This is a genomic window from Actinocrinis sp., assembly GCF_035946395.1.
GTDB lineage: Bacteria > Actinomycetota > Actinomycetes > Streptomycetales > Catenulisporaceae > Actinocrinis.
This window is the reverse complement of the sequence record NZ_DASYZI010000290.1, coordinates 1-21863: the sequence shown is the minus strand read 5'-3', so window position 1 is coordinate 21863 and position 21863 is coordinate 1. Positions and strand designations below refer to the sequence as shown.

Sequence of the window (21863 nt, the reverse complement as noted above, 5' to 3'; positions counted from 1 at the left end):
GCGCGGCGCGCGGCCGTCAGGATACTGTTTTACCCAGCCCGGCCCGCCGAATGCGCGGCGGCGAGGTGGGATTGCGCGGGGTGGGACTGCACGAGTTGGGACTGTACGAGTTGGGATCGCACCAGCTGGGGCTGCATGAATTGGGACTGGGCGGTGTCGAGCATCCGCTCGACGAGCCCGGCCAGCAGCGCGATCCGCCCCGGCATCGCGGCGAGCTCGATGTACTCGCCGCGCGCGTGGGCGCCCGCGCCCACCGCGCCGAGACCGTCCAGCGTCGGCACGCCGAGCGCCGCGGTGAAGTTCCCGTCGGAAGCCCCGGGCGCGTACGCCGCGCCGGGCGGCTCCATGCCGAGCGCCTTGGCCGTGCGCTGCGCCAGTTCCGCCAGCGGCAGGCTGACCTCCGGGTCGAGGGGGTAGCGGTTGACCCCGCCGCCCAGCTCAAGCGCGGCGCCGTCGAGCTGCGGGACCAGACCGCGCAACGCCGCGTCCACGCGCACCAGCTCGCTGCGTGTCCATGCGCGTACATCGATGGTCAGCGTCGCGAGTTCGGGCACGGTGTTCGTAGTCGTGCCGCCGGACAGGACGGTGGGCGTCACGCTCGTGCCGCGCTCCTCGTCCGCGAGGGACCGGACCGAGAGGACGTGGTGCGCCAGCTCGACGGTGGCGTTGATCCCGAGGTGCGGTTCCACGCCGGCGTGGGCGGCGCGGCCGCGCGCGGTCAGCCGGTATACGGACCCTCCCTTGCGCGCGATCTTCAGCCGGCCGTCCGGCGTGCCCGGCTCGCACACCAGGACCGCGCCGGAGCGCATGGCCTGCTCCTCGATCAGCGGGCGCGAGGTGACGGAGCCGGTCTCCTCGTCGCAGGTGAGCAGGACCGCGACGCGGGAGGGGTCCGGCAGCGACGCGAGCGCGGCGAACATCTGGACGATTCCGGCCTTCATGTCGAGCACGCCCGGTCCGGTCGCCCGGCCGTCGGCGACCGCGAACGGCCAGTCGTCGATCGTGCCCTTGGGCCAGACCGTGTCGTAGTGGCCGAGCATCAGGATCCGCTGGTCCGCCGCGGGCCAGAGCAGGTGGGGCAGCCCGTCGCGCACGACGCGGCGGAACGGGCGGCCGAGCACCGCGGTCCCCCAGTCGGCCACCAGATCGGCGCAGTGGTTCAGCGGGCCGAGCGCTCCGGGCGGCGACTCAAGAGCCACCAGTTCGGCCAGCCGGTCCGCCAACGCGGCGGGGGATGAGAACAGCGACGCTTCGGGCGGCGTTTCGGGCGAGGTGTCGAAAGGTTCGGATTCCCCGGACGCCCCCGTGGCTGCGAACGGCACGTGACCAGCTCCTCGATGACGGTCTCGACGACGGATCAGTCCTCTTAGAGGGTGCGCACCCTCTCGGACCGACCGGAATCGGTCCCGATATCGAGTATTTGGGCCAGGAAACGCCGATTGCCTCTTCACCGGTGCCCTCTGCGGCCGCCGGCCGATCGATCGGTGTCGAATCGCCTGTTCAAGCGGCGCGCATCCGATCCGCTCCGAGCTTCGGATGCTTCCGCGCACGCCCTTGCCCCGGCCGCGCGGCGGCCTGTGGCAAGACGCGAACTGAAAGTTTCCGCCGCCAGCAGCACTCGGCGCACCGCCATGCCCTGTTTACTTGGTTTTCGATCGGCCTCCTCCTACCTTGCCCGCGCGAGGAGAGGAGACCACGATGCTCATCAGGAAGGCCGATGGCCGGCCAGCCACAGCTCCACAGCCCGGGAAGCGCGCGAAGGTCGTCAGGGCGACAGGCGCGGTGACCGCCGTCGCCACGCTGTGTTCGATCGCCGTCGTCGGCGCCGCGCACAGCGCCTTCGCGGCGGACACCGCCACGATCAACGGGGCGACCACGTTCCAGACCATCACCGGATTCGGCGCCTCCGAGGCGTTCGGCGAGGCGAGCACCGTGATGAGTGCCTCGTCGTCGGTGCAGCAGCAGGTACTCGCCGACCTGTACAGCCCGACGACCGGCGCCGGCCTGACCATGCTGCGCAACGAGATCAGCGCCGACTCCGGCGACACCATCGAGCCGACCGCGCCGAGCGGCCCCACCGCGACGCCGGCCTACTCGTCGCTCGCCTCGATCAACCAGGACCAGGGCCAGCTGTGGTTCGCCCAGCAGATCAAGAGCCTGTACGGCGTGAACAACGTGTTCGCGGACGCCTGGAGCGCCCCGTCGTTCATGAAGACCAACAACTCCACCAGCAGCGGCGGCGCCGTGTGCGGCCTGACCGGCGCCACGTGCAGCAGCGGCAACTGGGTGCAGGCGTACTCGAACTACCTGGTCCAGTACGCCAAGGACTACTCGGCGGCGGGAATTCCGCTCAGCTACATCGGCCCGGAGAACGAGGCCAACCTCTCGACGAGCTATGACAGCATGCAGCTGAGCCCGTCGCAGACCGCGCAGCTGATCGACACGCTCGGCCCGACCCTGTCGAGCTCCGGCCTGTCCACGCAGCTGGAGTGCTGCGCCACCGAGGGCTGGGACTACGCCGGGCAGTACGCCCCGGCGATCGCGAGCGACACGACCGCGAACTCGTACACCAAGGTCTTCACCAGCCACGGCTACACCGCGTCGCCGACCTCGCCGCTGTCGAACTGGAGCAAGCCGGCCTGGCAGACCGAGTGGTCGACCTTCGACACCTTCAACACCGCCTGGGACGACAACAGCGACGCCTCCGGAATGACCTGGGCCCAGCACATCCACCAGGGCCTGACCGGCGCGAACCTCAGCGCGTTCCTCTACTGGTGGGGCAGCACGACCCCGTCGGAGAACGGCGACAACGAGGGCCTGCTGGAGATCAACGGCACCTCCGTCCAGACGACCGGCCGGATGTGGGCCTTCGCCAACTACAGCCGCTACATCCACCCCGGCGCGGTGCGCATCGGCACGACCACCACGAACAGCGGCCTGGACATCAGTGCCTACAAGAACACCGACGGCACTGTCGCAGTGGTCGTGCTCAACACGGCGACGGCCGCCGACACGGTCGGCTACTCGCTCAGCAACACCGGCTTCACCAGCGGCAGCGCGACGCCCGTGCTGACCAACTCCACCAACAACGCGGCGAGCCAGTCCGCGATCGCCGTCAGCGGCGGCGCGTTCACCGCGACGGTCCCGGCCCGCTCCCTCGTGACCTACGTGATCACGCCGGGCGGCAACCAGTCCTCGTCGGCGTCCGCGTCGGCCTCACCTTCGGCGTCCCCGTCCCCGTCGGCCTCGCCGTCGCCGTCGCCGTCCGCGTCCCCGTCGGCCTCGCCCTCGGCGTCTCCCTCGGCTTCGCCGTCGAGCAGCCCGTCGAGCAGCAGCGGCTGCACCGTGGCGTACTCCACCACCTCGCAGTGGGCGGGCGGCTTCACCACGAACGTGGTGATCACCAACAACGGCACATCCACGATCAACGGGTGGACCCTCAAGTTCACCTTCCCGGGTGATCAGAAGATCACCAATGCGTGGAACGCCACCTACACACAATCCGGCGAAGCGGTAACCGGCACGAACCTGAGTTACAACGCGACGATCGCGCCCGGAGCCAATACCAGCTTCGGCTTCCAGGGCACCTGGACCAACAGCGATGCCGTGCCGACCAGCTTCACCCTGAACGGCGTGACCTGCCACTGATGAGGTAGCAGGCGCCCAGTTCGACAGCGTGCCCTCCGCTCGCGGATTCCTGCGAGCGGAGGGCACGTGCTTTTTCGGGGCCGTGCAATCAAGGGGCCGTGCAATCAACAGGGGCGAATCGGCATCTACGTCTCATGTGACGGGCCTGAGTGTCGCGAGTGTGGGTTACCTGGCGGCGTTCGCTGCTGGGCTGGTGTCGTTCGCCTCGCCGTGCGTGTTGCCGCTGGTGCCGGCGTACCTGTCGCTCGTGACGGGACTTGAGACGACAGAACTGACGGACGACACGCGTCGGCACGCGTGGCGGGTGTCTCGGGATACGGGTCTGTTCGTCCTCGGTTTCTCGGCGGTCTTCATCGCGTTGGGGCTTACCGCGACCGCGGTCGGCCGGAGCCTCATTCGTCACCAGGCGGCGCTGACGCGGATCTCCGGGCTGATCGTGCTCGCGATGGCGCTGTTCCTGGCGGGCTCGCTGGTACTGCGGCTGCCCTGGCTGTATCAGGACCTCCGGTTCCGGCCCCGGCTCTCCCGCTACGGCCCGTTCACCACGCTGGTCGCCGGGGCCGCGTTCGGTTTCGGCTGGACGCCGTGTGTCGGGCCGGTGCTCGGCTCGGTCCTCGCGGTCGCCGCGACGCGCGGCCGGGCGGCCGACGGTGCCGGGCTGCTGGCGGCCTACTCGCTCGGGCTCGGGCTGCCGTTCCTGGTCACCGGGCTCGCGTTGGGCAGGTTGATGGGCGTGTTCGGCTGGATCAGGCGGCATTCCGCCGGAATCACGCTGGCCGCCGCGCTGGTGCTCGCAGGTTTCGGCGTGCTGCTCACGCTGGACCGGCTGACGTGGATCACCAGCGAGGTGCAGAACGCGCTGCGTGCCTCGGGGTCGGTTTGGCCAACCCGGCCGGGATGACGAGGAGGAACTGATGGCGATGGCGCGACGACGCACGATCGTGCTGGCCGCCGGGGTCGCCGCGGTGGCGGCGGCGTTCGGCGTCTTCGCGGTCGATCGGGGCGGGGCACCGTCCGGTACGTCGACCGCGCCGACAGCCTGGGTGCTGCCCGCGCTGCACGGCGACGGCCGGGTCCGGCTCGCGGACTTCCGCGGCCGTCCCACGGTGCTGAGTTTCTTCGCGTCGTGGTGCACGGCCTGCGACTTCGAGCTTGCGGGCTTCGCCGACGTGTCGGCCGAACTCAAGGGCAGAGTCGACTTCGTCGGGGTGAATGCGCTGGAGACCGGTGACCGGGACTACATGGTGCGTCGGCACAACATCGCCTGGTGGCCGTTGGCCGGCGATGTCGGCGGCGCGAACGGCTCGGGCCTGCACGACGCGCTCGGCGGCGGGTCGAGCATGCCGATCACGGCGTTCTACGACGCGGACGGGCGGCTGCTCCGCGTCGACCGCACGGCACTGCCCGAGGGCGCGCTCGAACAGGAACTCGCACAGCTCTACGGCATCACCGGGATCGGCTGACCATGAGAACACCGCGAATCATGAAGGCGCCGCGAATTTCGAGATGGCGGCCACGGCGCCGCGACCTGCTCTCCATCACCATCGTGCTGGCTGTGATCGCCGCGCTGACGCTCGGGAAGGCCGTGTTCGTGCACAGATCCTCGCCGCCACGCACGAGCACCGTGTCCGGCGCTCACTCGTGCGGTCAGGACCTGAACTACACCGTTCCCGGCATCTCCGGGCCGCCGGACGACCCGCTCGTGGTGCTGCTCGGCGTCAACAGCATCCCGGCGATCACCCAGCCTCGTTTCGAGTCGGTGCAGAACGCGCAGCAGTGGCTGCCGTCCGATGCCCCGGTCATCACTCTCGCCCTGGGCGGCGAGGTGCGGGCCTACCCGTTGGCGATTCTGGAATGGCACGAGGTCGTCGACGACACGATCGGCGGCCTGCCGGTCGCGATCACGTACTGCCCGCTGTGCAACACCGCGATCGTCTACGACCGCCGTGACGGGCACTCGCTGCTCACGCTGGAGACCTCCGGAGCGCTGGACAACGGCGCTCTCGTGCTCATCGACGCCGCGAGTCGGCAGTTGTGGCTGCAACCATCCGGCGCACCTCTATATAAGGGCAGCCCGCTGACATGGGTGCCGAGCGGGCTGATGTCGCTGAGCGACGCGACGCACGCGTACCCGCACGTAGTCGTGCTGAGCCGGGATACGGGCTTTGACAGGGACTACTCGGCGAGTCCGTACGGCGACGTCGGCGGCAACGGCACCGCACTCGGCTTCCGCGGCTACTACGACGAGCGGATCCCGCCGAAGACCCGGGTGAGCGGCGTGGTGGTCGACGGTCGTGCCCGCGCCTGGCAGTACTCGTCCCTCGCACAGCGGCACGTGGTCGACGACACGGTCGCCGGCGCTCCCGTCGTCGTGTTCTACGACCAGGCCGTCAGCGGAATCGGCGACGCGGCGGACCTGGGAACGGCGCCGCAGGTCGGCGCGACCGCCGTCTATCAGCGCACTGTGGCCGGCCGCGTACTCACCTTCACGCCGCTCGGCTCGGACTCCGCACAGTTCCGCGACCGCGAGACCGGCAGCGTGTGGGACTTCACCGGTCGCGCGGTCGGCGGCCCGCTGACCGGAGCCCAGCTGACGACGATCGAGCATCTGGACACGTACTGGTTCGCCTGGGCCGCCTTCTATCCGGGCACAAGTCTTGACCCACCCGCTCCGGCGTGCACGCACTGACCCCCGAGACCGGAAGTCCTCGGGGGCAGGCAGCGTCGAGCTCAGACGGAGGGCGGGCGGCGTGCGGCCAGCAGCCGGACACCGAAGGTCGCGTCCTCCCAGAGCGTGCGGACGTGACCGCAGCCTGCGTCACGCAGGAGCGCTTCCAGTCCATCGGTCACCGGAGGCTCGGCACCGGCCAGGAGCGACTCGACGCGAGTCACCGCCGCGCCGAGGGAGCGCTTCGGCGGCACGGGGCAGGTGAGCACGATCCAGCCGCCGGGTGCCAGCGCCGCGACCGCCGCGCCGACCGCCGAATCCAGTTCGGCCGGGCGCAGTCCGGCGACCGGCAACCAGGCCAGGGCCAGCTGATCGGCGGGCTCGAACCCCGCGATGTCGGCGCCGACGTCACGGACGTCGATCGGCGCACCGCCGGGCAGTCGCCCGGCCACGGCGCGCCGGGCGGTCCCGGCGTTCGGTTCGAGAGCGAGTACTGACACGGTGGGCAGCTGCATGGCCAGCGCGTACGCGCTGCGTGCACCGTCGCGCGCAGCGCAGCCGATCCGGGCGTCCGGGCGGTTCAGCAGGGCGTCCAGGCCTTCCATCCGCCCCACCAGCGGATCGGCGAGCACGTCGGCCAGCAGCGGCGCGTCACCGCCGCTGCCGGGCAGCTCGCGCACCGCGTCGAAGCCGGAAGACGGAGGCAGCGATGGTGGTACCGACGACGACGGCACGCGCAGTTCGGCCGCGCCGACGAGTGCACGCTTCAGCCGCGCGGTGAACGCCGTGGAATGCGGGCCGCCGACCAACAGCCGTTCCATGCCTTGGTCGGTGACGTAGCGGCCATCGTCCTGGATACGGACGACGCGCACCCTCGCCAGGACGTCCAGCAGTCCCTGAGTGAATTCCACGGGCAGTTCGGCGCGCTCGGCGGCCTGCTGAACCGTGCCCGGCCACAGCAGGCGGGCGAGCAGATCCGTGCGCACCGCGACGACGCAGGCCACGAATGCCCACGCCTGCGCAGCCGACTCGCCGAGTCGGCTCTCCGGCTCCGAGACCGCGGGCGCAGCCGGGTAAGCATCCAGGTCGCCGACTCCGGCGAGCAGCGCGTCAGCGCGTTCGAACAGTGCCGTCATCCCGGCACGTTGCGCGGCGTCCAGCCGGTGATCGAGCCCGGCTGCCTTCAGCAGCTCCGCGAGAGCGCCGGAGAGCTCGGCTCGGCCCTCACCGTCAAGGTTCTGCTTCGCGTCGAGCGCGGCGAGCGCCCACCAGGCGTCGGCGAGCCGAGCCACCGTGCGCTGTGCGCCGTCCTCGCGCAGCGCCCTGCCCTCCAGGCCGACGATCGAGCGCTGGCCCAGCTGGATCAGCAGCAGTTCCTGCGAACCCTGGCCGCCGATCAGACCCAGCACGTCGCGCATGTAACCCTCCCAGGGGAAGGCGCTCATATAGCTCTCGCCACCCTGGAGGTTCATCACCAGCCGACCGACGCGGATCGCGCACTCGGAGGCCTGGTGCTTGGCGGCGGTGGCGACCGCGTCGAAGTACGGGTCGCGGCCTGAGGCGCGCGTGCCGTCGAGTGCGCGGTAGAGGGTCGACCGGGTCGACTCGACGAGCACCCGCATCTCGCCGACCGAGCGTTCGACGTTGGGGTAGTCCAGCACCCGGCGGCCGCTGCGCTTCCGTGAAGCCAGCGACTCGACGCAGGCTTCGACGATGCCTTCCATCGCGCCGAGCACCCCGCAGGCGCTCATCATCCGGCGGTTGCGCGCGTACGTGTTCAGCTCGCTGAGCGCGTCCGCGCGCCAGACCAGCCGCCACTCGGGCAGCCGTACGTCATGCAGCAGCACCTGCCCCAGCCCCATGGTGCGCAGGCCCATGGTCTCCAGCGGCACCGCGGTCACGCCGGGATCGTCCCGCTCGACGATGAACGCGAGCATGTCGTTGGAGGCCTCGTCGCGGACGTAGAGCACGAACAGGCTCGCGATGACCGCCCCGGCCACGAAGCGCTTGGCCCCGTTGAGGATCCACCGGCCGTCTTCGAGGCGCGCGGTGGTCTGGTAGTCGTACGGGTCACGGCTCTCATACGCGCCCTGCACCGCGAAACGCCGCCCGGCGACCAGGTCGGGCACGTAGCGGTCGATCAGCTCCGGCCGGCCGCTGGCCAGGATCAGCTCGGTGTTCTCCACGTTGATGTCCAGCATCACCGGGAAGCCGGGGTCGCGGGCCAGCCGGGCCACCTCGGCGACCACCACGCCCCAGTCGAACTTGTCCCGGTCGGCGCCGCCGATCCCGGCCGGCAGCGCGAACTGGAGCAGGCCGAGCTCGCTGGCCTCCTGGAACAGGGTGGGGCCGAAGGGCTCGCAGGCCCGGTTCCGCAGCCGCGATCCGGGGTTGACCCGGTCGAGCACGAACCCTGCGAAGCGGGCGCGCGCCTCCTGCCGGACCTCCTCGACCCGCGCCTCCAGCGCCATGTGCCCGTCCGCCGCGCGGTCCATGACGTCGGCGGCGTGCCTGCGCGGCGTGAGGGTGCTCACAGTGCGCCCGCCCGCGCCGGTCCGGCCGCGTTCGCGATCCGCGCCGCAATCCCGGCGTCGGCGGCGAAGGCGGCGCTCATGTCGATGGCGACGGTGGCGTCGGGATCGACTGCGGCCTGCGGGCCGTCGGGGTCGAAGCCGCGCGGGTCCTCGGCCAGCCGCCGGGCGACCTCCTCCAGGGTGTCCCCGCCGAGGAAGCGTTCGAGCGGCACGTTCGCGCCGGTGTCCTCCTCGATCTCGGCGGAGAACTCGGCCGCGGTCAGAGAGTCGATCCCCAGCTCGCCGAGCGGCTGGTCGGTCTCGACCTCCGCCTCGGGCACGCCGAGCAGGCGGGCCAGTTGCGTGCGCAGCCAGGCGAGGTTCGACTCGGCGTCTGCGGTGATGATGGCGTCCTCCCCAAATTCCCTTTGTTGCACAAGTCCGGTGACGCAGTGGTGCATTGGCGCGGTGGTGCATTAGTGCAGTGGTGCGGTCGTGGTCGTGGTCATGCGGTCGTGGTCGTGCGGTGGTGCGGACCGAGTCCGGGACACACCTCAGTTCGCGCTGCGCGCCGGTCAGTTCGTGCTGCGCACCGGGCCGCGGTACTGCGCGGCGAGCCGCAGCGGCACCAGCGAGAACGCCCGGTCCTCGTCGTCGAGCCCTGCCAGCAGCAGCGCCAACCGGTCCTCGGCCTCGCGATCCGGCTCGACCGGCAGGCCGAGGCGCCCGGCGATGCGGCGCAGCGCGACGCGGAGCCAGGCCGGATCGGCGGCGATCCCACCGAGCGCTTCGCGCCGCTCCAGCCAGGTGTGCACGCAGCAGGCTCCGGCGTGCACCAGCGCGTGGCGCCGGGCCGCTTCGTAGGCCGCGGCCGTGCGGTGCGCGGCCAGCCCGCCGGGCGATTCATGGGCCTGATTCCGGGCGGCGATCAGCGGGCGGGCCAGCGCCGCGAGGCCGGGATCCTGGCCGGCCAGCCGCTCGACGGCGTCGTCCAGCAGGTCCACGACTTCGTCCGCGCTGCCGTAGATGAGCGAGGGACGCGGCTTGCCGGGCGTCCAGTCCGGCACCGGCCCGCCGAATCCGAACAGCAGCGGCAGCGGCAGCTGTGCCGGCCCGCGCCGCCGGGCGCCGCTGACCAGCTGCGAGTGGATCGTCTCCAGCTGGACCAGGGAGGTTCCCTCGAACACCGGGGTGATCGCCGCGTCGCGGGCAAGCTTCTGGAACGCGCCGCCGGCCACCCCCTCGCGCAGGTATGCCCGCGCGCTGAGGACTTCGCCCGCGGCATTCACCACGTCGATGCAGAAGCCCGGTACGACGTACTTGGCCACCGCCGACCACAACGCCATCCGCTGCGGCGCGACGTCGAGACCGCGGGCCGCCGCCAGTTCGGTGCACTCCGCGGCCAGCAGGTCCGCGAAGCCGCGGGCGAGCAGGGCGCGCACCGGCGCGAGGTTCATGGCGGGCTCGCCGTAGAGCACCCGTTCACGGGCGTGCCGCAGCGCGATGCGCAGCGCGGTGTCCGCCGCGCCGAGGCTCATCCCGCCGACCATGGTCCGGGTGTACTGGAGCATGCCGGAGACCAGTTCGACGCCGCGGCCGGGCCGCCCGATCCGGGCGTCCGCGCCGATCCGCGCGTCGTCGAACTCGAAGCCGCTCAGGTCGTGGCCGCGCAAGCCGAGGGTGCGCACCTTCGGCAGCCGCTGCACGCCGCGCTCATCGACCGCGTCGAAGTCCACGAAGAACAGGCCGTAGGAGGGCTCTGACGCGGCGAGCACCGCGGCGAAGGCCGAGCGTCGGCCGTTGCCGACCAGCCATTTGCGCCCGTGCAGCGCGAAGCCGCCGGGAACCGGGACGGCGCGGGTGCTCGTGGCCAGCAGGTCGCTGCCCGCCGCGTCCTCGCTGACTCCAGCCGTGCCGAACCGGCGGTCCAGCACCAGCTCGGCGACCCGCTTGCGCTGCGCGTCGTCGCCCCAGATCCACACCGGCGTGGCGGCCAGGAAAGTCGAGCCCAGGCCGACCGAGATCGCCAGCTCCCGGCGGGACATCGCGCGCACCACGGCGAGCAGGCTCTCGAAGGAGGCCAGCCGCCCGCCCTCGCCGACCGGCACCAGGTACTCGTGGCACCCGGCGGCCCACGCCGCTTCGAACGCCGCGGTCGGCACCGTCTCCTGCTCGTCGGCGCGCAGGCCACCGTCCAGCGACATGCCGCTGTCCGGGTCGAAGGGGCAGCCGAGCGCCTGTTCCAGCGCGGCCGCGTCGGCGAAGTTGGCGAGTACTGATTCCGTTCCCGTTTGTGACAGCACGCTCATGCCCGTTCCAGCACGATCGCGCACGGACCGCCGCCGTCGTCCTCGGCGAGGCCGAGTTCGTGTACGAACGCGACTTCGCCCTCGTACAGGTACGCCTCGGTGTGCACGGCGAGCACGTCCCACAGCTGTCCGGCCCGCAGCCAGGTCGCGTCGACCTTGCGTACTCCCTCGGCCAGCGCCCGGCGCAGCTGCGGCGCCCTGCTGCCGTGCCGCATCACGAACTCCTCGCGAGCGGCCCCGGCGAAGCCTACCGACTCGGCCCAGTACCACTGGTCGGCCATCTCGCAGTGGTGCCGGTACAGCCGGAAGGCCGAGTCGTGCGACCCCAGGTGTTCGCCCTCGCGTTCCAGCGCCGCGCGCAGTGCCGGGATCCGCGAGCGGAACGCGGAGTGTTCGCGTTCGTCGTCGTGGAACCGGTCGACCAGGTCCTTCGGCAGCGGCGCTGAGGCGCCGGAGAGCGCCAGGTCGCCGGACAGCCGCAGCGGCACCGAGGCGGCCCGGCTGCGCACCGCGACCGAGTCCGGGCCGCCGACCGTCATCTCCACCTCAAGCTGTGAGGAGCGCGGCCCGCGGACCCGTGCCCTGACGTCGACCTGCACCGCGTCGGCGTCCTCGAAGCGCAGCGGCTTCTCGTACTCCAGCTGCCACGCCCACAGCACCAGGCCGACCCGGTGCTGCGCGACCAGCGTGCGGTGGCTGGCCACGTGGTCGCGCAGCCAGCGGGTACCGGCCTGGAAGCCGAGCCGCCCGAGGGCGACCGGCTGCATCTGGGCCGGGGTGAACAGGCTCGCGTCGAGCACCACCTCGTACGAACTGCTGCGCGCCATCGGCGGCTAGCCTCCGGAGACCGCGGTGACGATGTCGACCCGGTCGTCCTCGGCGGCCTCACGGTCGAGTTCGTCCTCGGACAGCTGCTCGCCGTTGAGCGCGATGAAGTGTGTGGCACGCACCGTGTCCTCGCGGTCCATCAGGACCTCGCGCAGGCGCGGGAAAAGATCGGTCAGCTGATCGAGGCCGTCGCGCACGGTCTTGCCGCCGACCTCGATCTCGTTCTGGTAGTCGGTGAAACGGAGCAGGATGCCCCGTACCTTGACGATCATCGCGGGCTCCTTCCCGTCCCGGTCGGGACGGCGGTCGGCTGGCTCCCACTCGACGGGAGCGGATCGGGGCGGGGGCCGCGCTGTCGCGGACCGGACTGCGGCCTGCGGGGCGCGGGCACCGCGCGCTGGTCGGGCGGCGCCTGCCAGCGCGCGAGCTCCTTGAGCTCGCCGGCCAGGAACTGGCGGCGGCACAGCCAGCGCTGCACCTTGCCGCTGGAGGTCTTCGGCGTGGTGCGCGGGGAGACCAGCACCACCGTGTGCGGCGGCAGGTTCAGCTCGCGGGAGACCGCGCGGCGGATGCCGTCGATCGCCTCGCGGTGCCCCAGCTCACCGATGCCGACTTCGGCCTCGTACACCACGACGAGCCGTTCCGCCGCGCTCTCGTCGTCCTCGACGGCGAACGCGGCGCCGCCGCCGCGCCGGATTCCGGGCACCGCGGCCTCGCACACCTGCTCGATGTCCACCGGGTGGTGGTTGCGGCCGTTGAGCACGATCAGGTCCTTCATCCGGCCGACCACGAACAGCTCGCCGTCGAGCAGGAATCCGAGGTCGCCGGTGCGCAGGAACGGTCCGTGGCCGTCCGCGGTGCGCGCGCCGAAGGCGTCCGCGGTCTCGTCCGGCCGGCGCCAATAGCCGTCCGCGACGCAGGGCGAGGCGACCCAGATCTCGCCGACGCCGCCGGACTCGACCGGCTCGCGGCTCTCCGGGTCCACGATCACCAGTCCGGTGCCGAGACCAGGCGTGCCACAGCCGACGAGGCGGCGGGCCGGCTCGTCGGACATCGCCGGCCGGGCGACCGCGTCGAGTTCGAGCGCGTCGCGGGCAACCGAGACCGTGCGCCAGCCGGTGAGCCGCTGCTCCCCTGTCGCGGCTGAGGCGGCGTGGCGTCCGGTCACGTAGAGCGTCGCCTCGGCCAAGCCGTAGCAGGGGAAGACGGCGTCGGCACGCAGGCCATGCGGCGCAAAGCGCTCGACGAAGCGCTCAAGTGTGTCGGGCCGCACCGGCTCGGCCCCGGTGAAGACCAGCTCAAGCGAGGACAGGTCGAGATCTTCGAGGTCTGCCTCGGTCAGCCGGCGCAGCGCGAGGTCGAATGCGAAGTTGGGCCCGCCGGTGTGCGTGGCGCGGTAGCGGGAGACCGTGCGCAGCCAGGCCATCGGGCGGCGCAGGAACGTGGTCGGCGCCATGAACGTCACCGGCATCTCGGCGACGACCGGAGTGAGGATCCCGCCGATCAGTCCCATGTCATGGTATGGAGGCAGCCAGAGCACTCCGGAGCTGCCGTCGCGCACGTCGAAGGCCCGCGCGATGATCTCGCAGTTCGCCATCAGCTGCGCGTTGGTGAGCATCACGCCGCGCGGCAGGGACGTCGAGCCGGACGTGTACTGCAACACCGCGACCGAATCCGGGGACGAGGACGGCGATGGGCCGTCGAGTATCTGTCCGAACGCAGGAGACTGACCGCTCTCGCCGTCTTCGTCGGTAGCGAGAACGAGCGGCATCGAACTGCCCGCAGCACGCTCCGTCATGACACGCCCCGTCATTACAGAGCCCAGCCACTCGCGCAGACCGGGCGCCAGTTTGGCCGTGGTGAGCACCAAGCCGGCGTCGGCGTCCTCGACGATACTCAGCAGCCGCGACATCGTGCGCGGCAGGCGCGTCGCACCCGGCGGGAAGGCGGGCACCGCGGGAATCCCGGCGTAGAAACAGCCGAACAGTCCGGCCAGGTAATCCAGGCCGGGCTCGTAGAGCAGCAGCGCAGGGCGCGGTGACCCCTGCGTCGCGGCCAGGATGGCGGCCGCGACAGTGCGCGCACGCAGGTCGAGGTCGGCGTAGCTGACCTCCCGCGCCCGGCCGTCGTCCAGGACGAAGCGGAAGGCGAGGGCGTCGGGCAGCCGCCCGGCTCGGTCGTGGAGCACCTGTGCGAAGCTGCCCACGCCGAAAGAGGACAGTCCTGTCACGATGGTGTGGTCCCCCCAAGTTCTTCCGACGGGCCTTGCGGATCGAGCCCGTCGCAACAGATCGAAATGGGCGCGGCCCGCCCCGTTGCGCGCCACCCAGAACGCTGAGCCAGGTAATCTGCGCGCAGACTACAGCCTTCGCGGAAAGGATGTGTGCCGGATGAGTGCCCTGCTACCACTGGTGGCTCCCGGCGTCCCGCTGGACCGCGACGACGTCGCCCGCTACAGCCGTCACCTGATCCTCCCCGACGTCCGGGTGGACGGGCAGCGCCGCCTGCGCAGCGCCCGGGTGCTGGTGATCGGCGCCGGAGGACTCGGCTCGCCGGTGCTGCTGTACCTGGCCGCCGCCGGCGTCGGCACGATCGGCATCGTCGAGTTCGACACCGTGGAGCTCTCGAACCTGCAACGCCAGGTCATCCACGGCGAGTCGGACGTCGGACGGCCCAAGGCGCACAGCGCGCGCGACGCGATCCGCGAGGTGAACAGCACCGTCGAGGTGCGGCTGCACGAACTGCGCCTGGACCCCGACAACGCCGTCGAACTGTTCTCGCAGTACGACCTGATCATCGACGGCACCGACAACTTCGCCACCCGCTACCTGGTCAACGACGCCGCCGCGCTGGCCGGCAAGCCGTACGTGTACGGCTCGGTCTACCGCTTCGAGGGCCAGGTGTCCGTGTTCTGGGAGAACGCGCCGGACGGCCGCGGTATCGACTACCGCGACGTCTATCCCGAGGCGCCGCCGCCGGAGCTGGCGCCGAACTGCGCGGAGGGCGGCGTGCTCGGCGTGCTGTGCGCGACCGTCGGGTCGATCATGGCGACCGAGGCGGTCAAGCTGATCACCGGGGCCGGCGAGCCGCTGCTCGGCAGGCTGCTGATCTACGACGCCCTGCGGATGGAGTACCAGACCCTGAAGCTGCGCCGCAGTCCCAAGCGCGTGCCGGTCACCGAGCTGATCGACTACGAGGCCTTCTGCGGCGTGGTGTCCGAGGAGGCCAGGCTCGCCGCCGCCGACGCGGCCATCACCGCGCCGCAGCTGCGGGAGCTGCTGGACCGCGGCACGGATGTCGTGCTCGTCGACGTGCGGGAACCGGCCGAGTGGGACATCGTGCACATCGACGGCGCGACGCTGGTCCCGAAGGACCAGATCCTCTCCGGCGAGGCGCTCGGCCGGCTGCCGCGCGACCGTCCGCTGGTGCTGCACTGTAGGAGCGGCGTGCGGTCCGCCGAGGTCCTGATCGCGCTGCGCGCGGCAGGGTTCGACAACGTCAGACATCTGCATGGCGGGATCCTGGCTTGGGCTAAGCAGGTTGATACGACTCTGCCAGTTTACTGACCGGTCGTCCGGCGTGCACCCCGCCACCTGCGGATTTAGGGGCGATCCTGACTGCCCTGAAGTACATTTCGGCCGTCGGGCCGTCCTGATAGCATCCTGACAGTGCGCCGAACTAATTGTCGGGTCCGGTCTGCCGCCTCGGGGGGATTCAGTGGTCGAGAAGAGTGCCGGGCCGCGCACGCCCGGGACGGCCGACTCGGCACGGCAAGAGGCCTTACCCGACGCCGGATCCTCCGCCACCGCCGAGTCGGACGGGTCGGCGCACGAGGCGCACGAAGCATCCGAGGCGTCCAAGGCACCTGCGGGTGTCAAGCCCTCCGTGGTGCTCGCCGTGGTTTCCGCCGGGGTGATCCTCTCCGGCATCGACCTCTTCATCGTCAACGTCGCGCTGCCGCAGATCGCCAAGAGCCTGCGCGTCGCGGACCTCTCCAACCTGTCCTGGCTGCTCAACGCCTACACCGTCGCCTTCGCGGCGCTGCTCGTCCCATTGGGTCGGCTGGCCGATCGCAGCAGCCGCATGTGGGGCTTCATCCTCGGCATCGGGCTGTTCACCGCGGCCTCCGCGCTGTGCGCCGCGGCCGGCAACCTGCCGATGCTGATCGCGTTCCGAGCTGTGCAGGGCGCGGGCGCGGCGCTGCTGACGCCGACGTCCCTCGGCCTGCTGCTCGCCGCGTATCCCGCGCAGCGGCGCGCGGGCGCGGTGCGCGTCTGGACCGCGATCGGCGGCGTGGCCGCGATCTTCGGACCGACCGTGGGCGGCCTGCTGGTGGAGCTGAGCTGGCGCTGGGTGTTCCTGGTCAACCTGCCGATCGGCATCGTCGCCATCGCCGCCGGGATCAGGCTGCTGCCGCGCGGGCAGGGCGACGCGTCGTCGTGGCCTGACGTGGTCGGCACGCTGCTGCTGAGCCTCTCGATCGGCTCGCTCGTCCTCGCGCTGGTCGACGGCAACCAGTGGCACTGGGGCTCGGCGCGGGTCGTCGGGCTGCTGATCGCCTCGGCCGTGCTGCTGGCCCTGTTCGTCCTGAGCTCGACCCGCCACCCCAGCCCGGTGGTCGAGATGTCGCTGCTGCGGGTGCCGCAGACGGCCGCGGCGCTCATCTCGACCCTGCTGTTCTCCACGGCGTTCGGCGCGATGATCTTCTCGCTGGTGCTGCTCGCCGAGAACACGTGGGGCTGGTCCGCGCTGCGCGGCGGCCTCGCGGCCACGCCGAACGCGGTGCTCGTGCTGCCCGCGTCCGTGATCGCCGGAATCGTCATGGCCCGGCGGGGCATCGGCGCCGCGGCAGTCATCACAGCGGGCTGTGTTCTGTTCGCCGGGGGCGTCCTGTGGTGGTCCATCGGCGTGCCCACACAGCCGCAGTACGTGCCGCACCTGCTGATCGGCCTGCTGCTGACCGGGCTCGGCGTCGGGCTGGCCATGCCGACCCTGTTCGGCGCCGCGACCTCGGCGCTGCCCGCGCACCGCTTCGCCACCGGCTCCGGCGTGGTCAGCATGGTCCGGCAGGTCGGGCTGGCCCTCGGGGTGGCGATCCTGGTCGCGGTGCTCGACACCGGCGCCTCGGGCCACGTCGGCATCAGCGCGCTGCGGCACGGCTGGATCGTCACCGCGGCCATCGCCTTTGCGGCACCGTCGCCGCTCCTGCTCGTGCGCGGGCAACAGCAAGTCGGCTGAGCCGACGCGAGTCGGCGCGGCAGCACGCAACAAACCAGGCAAATTCGGCAATGCGCAATTCGTCAGTGGCAAGCGGAGGGAGACACCTGTCTTGGAAGAGATCGAGTCCTACATCCGGCAGAAGTTCGCCGAGAACGCCGGGATCACCGTGGAGCAGTTCGCCGGCGAGGGCGTCACGCTGGCCGATGTCATGGCCATGAGCACCAAGATGACCAACAGCATCGACCTGATGGAGTCCTTCGCCCGCACCGCGAACGGTCTGCGCAAGGACTACGGCGTGCGCGTGCGGCTGCCCGCGCTCCCCCTCGACACGCCGATCCCGGTCGTGTTGAAGACCTTCCTCGAAGAGTACGAGCGGCAGCGCGAGCAGCAGGAAGAGGCGCAGCGGTGACCATCGGACAGACGGACCTTGACCAGCAGCAGTCGGACCACGCGGTCGCGGTCGCGACCCCGGTCGCAGCCGGGCAGAAGCCCGTGCTCCCGCTCGTTCCGGACGAGCAGCCGGTCATCATCGCCGACCTCTACGACGCGCTCACCGAACGTGGCATGTCGCTGATCGACGTGACCTGGGAGCAGCAGCGGCTGCACGAGTCGCGCCGGTGGAGCGTGGTGGAGATGCTGCGGCAGATCGACCTGGACAGCCTGACCGCGCGCGACCTGAGCCTGGTCTGGAACGCCGGGCGCGCCGAACTGACCACCAAGCCCGGAGCCGACCGGCTGGAGCGGCAGGCGGACAAGGAGTGCCGGCGCTGGCAGGAGCGCAATCCGGCGGTGGCGGCGATCATGCAGGCCTGCGGGACCTGGAGCCGCTACTGGAACGAGGAGGAAGCGCACCACGAGACGGTGTTCAACCGGCTGGCCACCGTCTGCGGGATGGACCCGATCACCGACGAGACCTTCCTGGAGTTCCGCCAGGTCTTCCCGGACGACGACATGCTGCGCACGCTGGTGCTGCTGGCGATCTCCGAGATCACCGCGGCGGTGAACTACGGCCAGTGCCAGCTGGTCACCGGGGAGCCCGGACTGCGCAAGCTGTTCAAGCAGGTGGCCGCGGACGAGATCCAGCACCGCAACTACTTCATCGCGTTCGCCAAGGCGCTGGTGGACAGCGGCGAGTACCCGGCGAAGGACGCGTTCGCCGTCGCGCACCTGTTCCTGCGCCAGGACGGCGAGTTGCAGGGCAGCGACCGCACGCAGGTGGAGGACCGCGGCGGCCACGTGAACTGGTGGGACCACCTGGAGAACCAGGGCCACGACCACCCGCCCACGGCGATCGACCGCAAGGAGCAGCTGATCTTCAGCGCGCTGAAGAAGATCACCGGCATCGAGGTCCACTCGCCCGACGAGGTGGAGGAGACGTGGCTCGACCTGGTCGGCAGCTGACCGGCGTCGAGTCCTCATCCCGCCGGACGGCGCCCCCGACGAACACGGACTGAGTGAACTGATATGCAATTCGGCGAATCGATCCTCGCGCTCCAGGTGCGCCCGAACGATCTGGACGTCCTGGGGCACGTGAACAACGCGGTCGTCCTTGAGTACCTGGAGGCAGGCCGCTGGGACTGGCTCGCCGGGCAGGGCATCACGCGCGGCGGCGGCGTCACCGCGGTCGTCGCCCGCGCCGAGGTCGACTACCGGGGCGAGATCCCGTTCGGGCCGATCGAGGTCCGCACGGTCCTGGAGTCGCCGAGCGCCGAGGAACTGGCGGAAGGCGAGGCGGGCTACCGCGCGGTGTTCCGCCAGCGGATCCGCCGCGCGGACGCCGCGGGCAGCACTGTCGACGAGGACAGTGCTGTCAAGGCGAGTTGGGCGGTCGAGGCGCTGATCACCGTGGCCTGCATCGACGTGGAGCGCCGCTGCCTCGTCCCGCTGGACGAGTTCCTTTCGGCGTCCGTCTGAACACGACCGACCAACGCGCAACTCAGAACGCGGCGTAGCCACAAACACGGCGTAGCCACAAATGCAGCGCGGCCACGATCACCGTTCGGCCAAGAACACGGCGTAGCCACAAACACGGCGTGGCCAAGAACACAGCGCAGCCGAGAACACAGTGGGGGAGACAGTGCTCGAATTCATCACGGAGAACGCGCAGTGCCCGCCGGCGCGCGGCCTGTACCTCTACCAGAAGTTCGCGCAGGAGCCCGAGTTCGTCGCGTACCGGGATCTGCCGGGGCGCGTCGCGGCATACGCGGAACACCTGCGAGGGCAGGGGATCGCGCCGGGAACCAGGGTGCTGTTCCCGTTCGAGACGTCGGCCCCCGTCATCCTCTCGTTCCTGGCGCTGCTGGAGATCGGCGCGCTGCCGCTGTCGGTGAAGCCGCTGCTGCTGAACATGACGAAGGACGCGTATGAGGACTTCATCGGCAGGGTCGCGCGCGACCACCGCGCCGAGTACGTCCTAGGGGTACCGAGCCTGGCCAACGTGGCGGCGCCGGTGCCCGCCGCGACCCTGCCACCGGCCGATCTCGCGCCGTCGGCCGCCGGGTTGCGCACGCCGCCCGGCGAGGAGCTCGCCTTCGTGCAGTTCTCCTCGGGATCGACCTCGTTCCCCAAGGGGATCCCGGTCAGCCACGACATGTTGCGCAAGAACCTCGCGATGATCCTGAACACGGACGGGCGCCTCCCGCACGAGCGGGTCAGCAGCTGGCTGCCGCTGTACCACGACATGGGCCTGGTCGGCGGGCTGCTCTCCTGCCTCGCTCGCGGCTGCGACCTGCTGCTCGCCACGCCCGAGGTGTTCCTGTTCGACGCGTCCGGCTGGTGGGAGCACATGGCCCGGGAACGGGTCATGGGCTCGGTGATCCCCAACTTCGCGATCGACTACTCGCTGCGGATGATGGAGAGCGCCGCGCCGCAGGACATCGCAGACCTCGACCTCTCCGGCCTCAGGTCGATCTACCTGGGCAGCGAGCCGATCAACGTGCCGAACCTCGAAGCGCTGCTCGACCTGCTGGCGCCCGCCGGGCTGCGGCGTGACGTCTTCATGCCCTGCTACGGCATGGCCGAGGCCGTGCTGCTGGTCTCCAGCATGCCGCCGGGCAGCGGGATCCGGCTGGTCAAGGCGCCGTCCGGGGTGCCGGCCATCTCGGTGGGCCGCCCGATGCCGCAGTTCACCGTGCGGCTGCGCGACGAGGCTGGCCGGATCTGCCAGGAGAACGAACTCGGCGAGATCGAGCTGGCGGGCGGCAGCCTCGCCGCGTCGTACTTCGAGAGCGAGATCGAACTGCTGGCGCCGGACGGCTTCTACCCGACCGGCGACATCGGCTTCGTCGACGACGCAGAGCTCTTCATCACCGGCCGGATCAGCGATCGGATCAAGGTCAACGGGCAGAGCTTCTTCGCCGCGGACTTCGAGCAGGCCCTGGAGCGGCTTGCCTTCGTGCGGGACGGACGATCGGCCATCCTGCAACTCGACGGCACCGGCGGCGCCATCGTCGTCCTGGCCGAGGTGGACCGCACGGCGCGCGCCGACATCGAGGGCAGCCGCGCTACGATCGTCGCGCACCTCGTACAGTCGATGGGTGTGAAGGTGGACGCCTCCGACGTGCACTATGTGCGGCCGGGACAGCTCAGCCGCACCAGCAGCGGCAAGTTGCAGCGCCGTGCGATAGCCCGGGCGTACCGGGACGGCACGCTCGAAGGCCTCACGCTGACCGGCCGACCCCGGGATCAGTGAACACAAACGCAGAGGTAGTGAACGTAGAAGGGAACAGCGCGTGCCGAAGCTGGACCGCGACGGGGACGTGTACGTCCTGCACCTCACGCCGGACGACGAGAACCGGTTCCGTCCCGACTGGCTCGGCGAGGTCGAGGCCGCGCTGGACGAGGTCGAGGCGGCATCAGGCCCCTGCGCGCTGGTCACCGCGGGCTCCGGGAAGTTCTGGTCCACCGGACTGGACGTGGACTGGCTCGGTGCCAACCTGGACCAGACCGCGGCCTACCTTGAGCGCATCGGCCTGCTGTTCGCGCGGACGCTGGCATCCCCCGTGGTGTCGGTCGCCGCGCTGAACGGCCATGCGTTCGGCCTCGGCGCGATGTGGGCGCTGGCCCACGACTTCCGCGTGATGCGCGCGGACCGGGGTTACTTCTGCCTGCCCGAGGTGGATCTCGGCCTGAACTTCGAGCCCGGATTCGCGGCCCTGATCCGCTCGCGCCTGACCCCGACGGTGGCACACGAGGCGATGACGACCGGGCGGCGTTACGGCGGTGCCGACGCACTCGCCGCGAGCATCGTGGACCAGACCACGACCGCCGACGACCTGCCAGCCGCCGCGGTCGCCAAGGCCGGGGACCTCGCCGCCAAGACCAAGCCGGTGCGCGGCCAGATCAAGGAAATGCTCTACGCGGAGGTCCTCGAGGCGCTGCGCAAGCCGACCACTGCCTGAGCACGCCGCACTGTCTGAACCCGCACCGCACTGCGCCGCGCGCTGCCGTCTGAACCCGCACCGCATTACGCCGCACACTGCGCCATGCTTCAACATCAACCCCGCCCGACCACGCCGCCACGACACCGGCGACCACAGCTCGTCCGACCCGCTCGTTCACACTTATCGGGTTCTTACAACCGCTCTGCGAGAGTTTCGCTGTCCACAGCGATTCGGGTTGGAGGAACGGTGAGGCGAGCGACCGGAGCGGTGGTTGCCGGAGTCGTGGCGGTGTTGT

The 21863-nt window shown here is 70.8% G+C and carries 18 protein-coding genes; 11 read left to right on the top strand and 7 right to left on the bottom strand.

Annotated features, from left to right (window positions below):
* Nucleotides 1-29 precede the first annotated feature (29 nt).
* Nucleotides 30-1322, bottom strand: coding sequence for a M20 family metallopeptidase (locus VGS97_RS17700; RefSeq protein WP_326854671.1), 1293 nt, complete (start codon nucleotides 1320-1322; stop codon nucleotides 30-32).
* Nucleotides 1323-1698: 376 nt separating this feature from the next.
* Between VGS97_RS17700 and VGS97_RS17695 the strand changes: the two genes are divergently transcribed.
* From VGS97_RS17695 to VGS97_RS17680, 4 genes are all read left to right on the top strand, one after another.
* The gene (locus VGS97_RS17695; RefSeq protein ID WP_326854670.1) at nucleotides 1699-3648 is read left to right on the top strand and encodes a cellulose binding domain-containing protein; all 1950 of its coding nucleotides are present in this window, start codon (nucleotides 1699-1701) and stop codon (nucleotides 3646-3648) included.
* Between the two features lie 160 nt (nucleotides 3649-3808).
* Complete coding sequence (locus VGS97_RS17690; RefSeq protein ID WP_326854669.1) at nucleotides 3809-4549, top strand: cytochrome c biogenesis CcdA family protein; 741 nt, start codon at nucleotides 3809-3811, stop codon at nucleotides 4547-4549.
* A 13-nt stretch (nucleotides 4550-4562) separates the two neighbouring features.
* A complete protein-coding gene (locus VGS97_RS17685) occupies nucleotides 4563-5111 on the top strand; it encodes a TlpA disulfide reductase family protein (protein ID WP_326854668.1) in 549 nt (182 codons plus the stop codon).
* Between the two features lie 2 nt (nucleotides 5112-5113).
* A complete protein-coding gene (locus tag VGS97_RS17680) occupies nucleotides 5114-6337 on the top strand; it encodes a DUF3179 domain-containing protein (protein WP_326854667.1) in 1224 nt (407 codons plus the stop codon).
* Nucleotides 6338-6378: 41 nt separating this feature from the next.
* Here the strand turns inward: VGS97_RS17680 and VGS97_RS17675 are convergent, their stop codons facing one another.
* From VGS97_RS17675 to VGS97_RS17650, 6 genes are all read right to left on the bottom strand, one after another.
* Nucleotides 6379-8850, bottom strand: coding sequence for an acyl-CoA dehydrogenase family protein (locus tag VGS97_RS17675; protein ID WP_326854666.1), 2472 nt, complete (start codon nucleotides 8848-8850; stop codon nucleotides 6379-6381).
* A complete protein-coding gene (locus tag VGS97_RS17670) occupies nucleotides 8847-9266 on the bottom strand; it encodes an acyl carrier protein (protein WP_326854665.1) in 420 nt (139 codons plus the stop codon). Before VGS97_RS17670 ends, VGS97_RS17675 begins: the two co-directional genes overlap by 4 nt.
* Before the next feature lie 138 nt (nucleotides 9267-9404).
* Nucleotides 9405-11138, bottom strand: a complete 1734-nt coding sequence (locus VGS97_RS17665) for an acyl-CoA dehydrogenase (RefSeq protein WP_326854664.1) — start codon at nucleotides 11136-11138, stop codon at nucleotides 9405-9407.
* Nucleotides 11135-11965 (bottom strand): hypothetical protein, encoded by an 831-nt coding sequence (locus VGS97_RS17660; RefSeq protein WP_326854663.1) that lies wholly within the window; start codon nucleotides 11963-11965, stop codon nucleotides 11135-11137. Before VGS97_RS17660 ends, VGS97_RS17665 begins: the two co-directional genes overlap by 4 nt.
* A 6-nt stretch (nucleotides 11966-11971) precedes the next feature.
* Nucleotides 11972-12238, bottom strand: a complete 267-nt coding sequence (locus tag VGS97_RS17655; RefSeq protein WP_326854662.1) for a MoaD/ThiS family protein — start codon at nucleotides 12236-12238, stop codon at nucleotides 11972-11974.
* Nucleotides 12235-14172 (bottom strand): fatty acyl-AMP ligase, encoded by a 1938-nt coding sequence (locus VGS97_RS17650; protein WP_326854661.1) that lies wholly within the window; start codon nucleotides 14170-14172, stop codon nucleotides 12235-12237. The genes VGS97_RS17655 and VGS97_RS17650 overlap by 4 nt, the downstream gene beginning before the upstream one ends.
* A gap of 184 nt (nucleotides 14173-14356) precedes the next feature.
* Between VGS97_RS17650 and moeZ the strand changes: the two genes are divergently transcribed.
* From moeZ to VGS97_RS17615, 7 genes are all read left to right on the top strand, one after another.
* Entirely contained in the window at nucleotides 14357-15532 is a 1176-nt protein-coding gene (gene moeZ, locus VGS97_RS17645; protein ID WP_326854660.1) for an adenylyltransferase/sulfurtransferase MoeZ, read from the top strand.
* A gap of 151 nt (nucleotides 15533-15683) precedes the next feature.
* On the top strand, nucleotides 15684-17204 hold the full coding sequence (locus VGS97_RS17640) for an MFS transporter (RefSeq protein WP_326854659.1): 1521 nt from the start codon (nucleotides 15684-15686) through the stop codon (nucleotides 17202-17204).
* Nucleotides 17205-17295: 91 nt separating this feature from the next.
* Nucleotides 17296-17595 carry a hypothetical protein gene (locus VGS97_RS17635; RefSeq protein WP_326854658.1) on the top strand — a complete coding sequence of 100 codons (300 nt, stop codon included), beginning with the start codon at nucleotides 17296-17298 and terminating at the stop codon, nucleotides 17593-17595.
* Entirely contained in the window at nucleotides 17592-18587 is a 996-nt protein-coding gene (locus tag VGS97_RS17630) for a hypothetical protein (RefSeq protein ID WP_326854657.1), read from the top strand. Before VGS97_RS17635 ends, VGS97_RS17630 begins: the two co-directional genes overlap by 4 nt.
* Before the next feature lie 63 nt (nucleotides 18588-18650).
* Nucleotides 18651-19100, top strand: coding sequence for an acyl-CoA thioesterase (locus VGS97_RS17625; RefSeq protein WP_326854656.1), 450 nt, complete (start codon nucleotides 18651-18653; stop codon nucleotides 19098-19100).
* A gap of 163 nt (nucleotides 19101-19263) precedes the next feature.
* Nucleotides 19264-20877 carry an AMP-binding protein gene (locus tag VGS97_RS17620; protein WP_326854655.1) on the top strand — a complete coding sequence of 538 codons (1614 nt, stop codon included), beginning with the start codon at nucleotides 19264-19266 and terminating at the stop codon, nucleotides 20875-20877.
* Between the two features lie 40 nt (nucleotides 20878-20917).
* Entirely contained in the window at nucleotides 20918-21586 is a 669-nt protein-coding gene (locus VGS97_RS17615) for an enoyl-CoA hydratase-related protein (protein WP_326854654.1), read from the top strand.
* The last annotated feature ends 277 nt before the right edge of the window (nucleotides 21587-21863 follow it).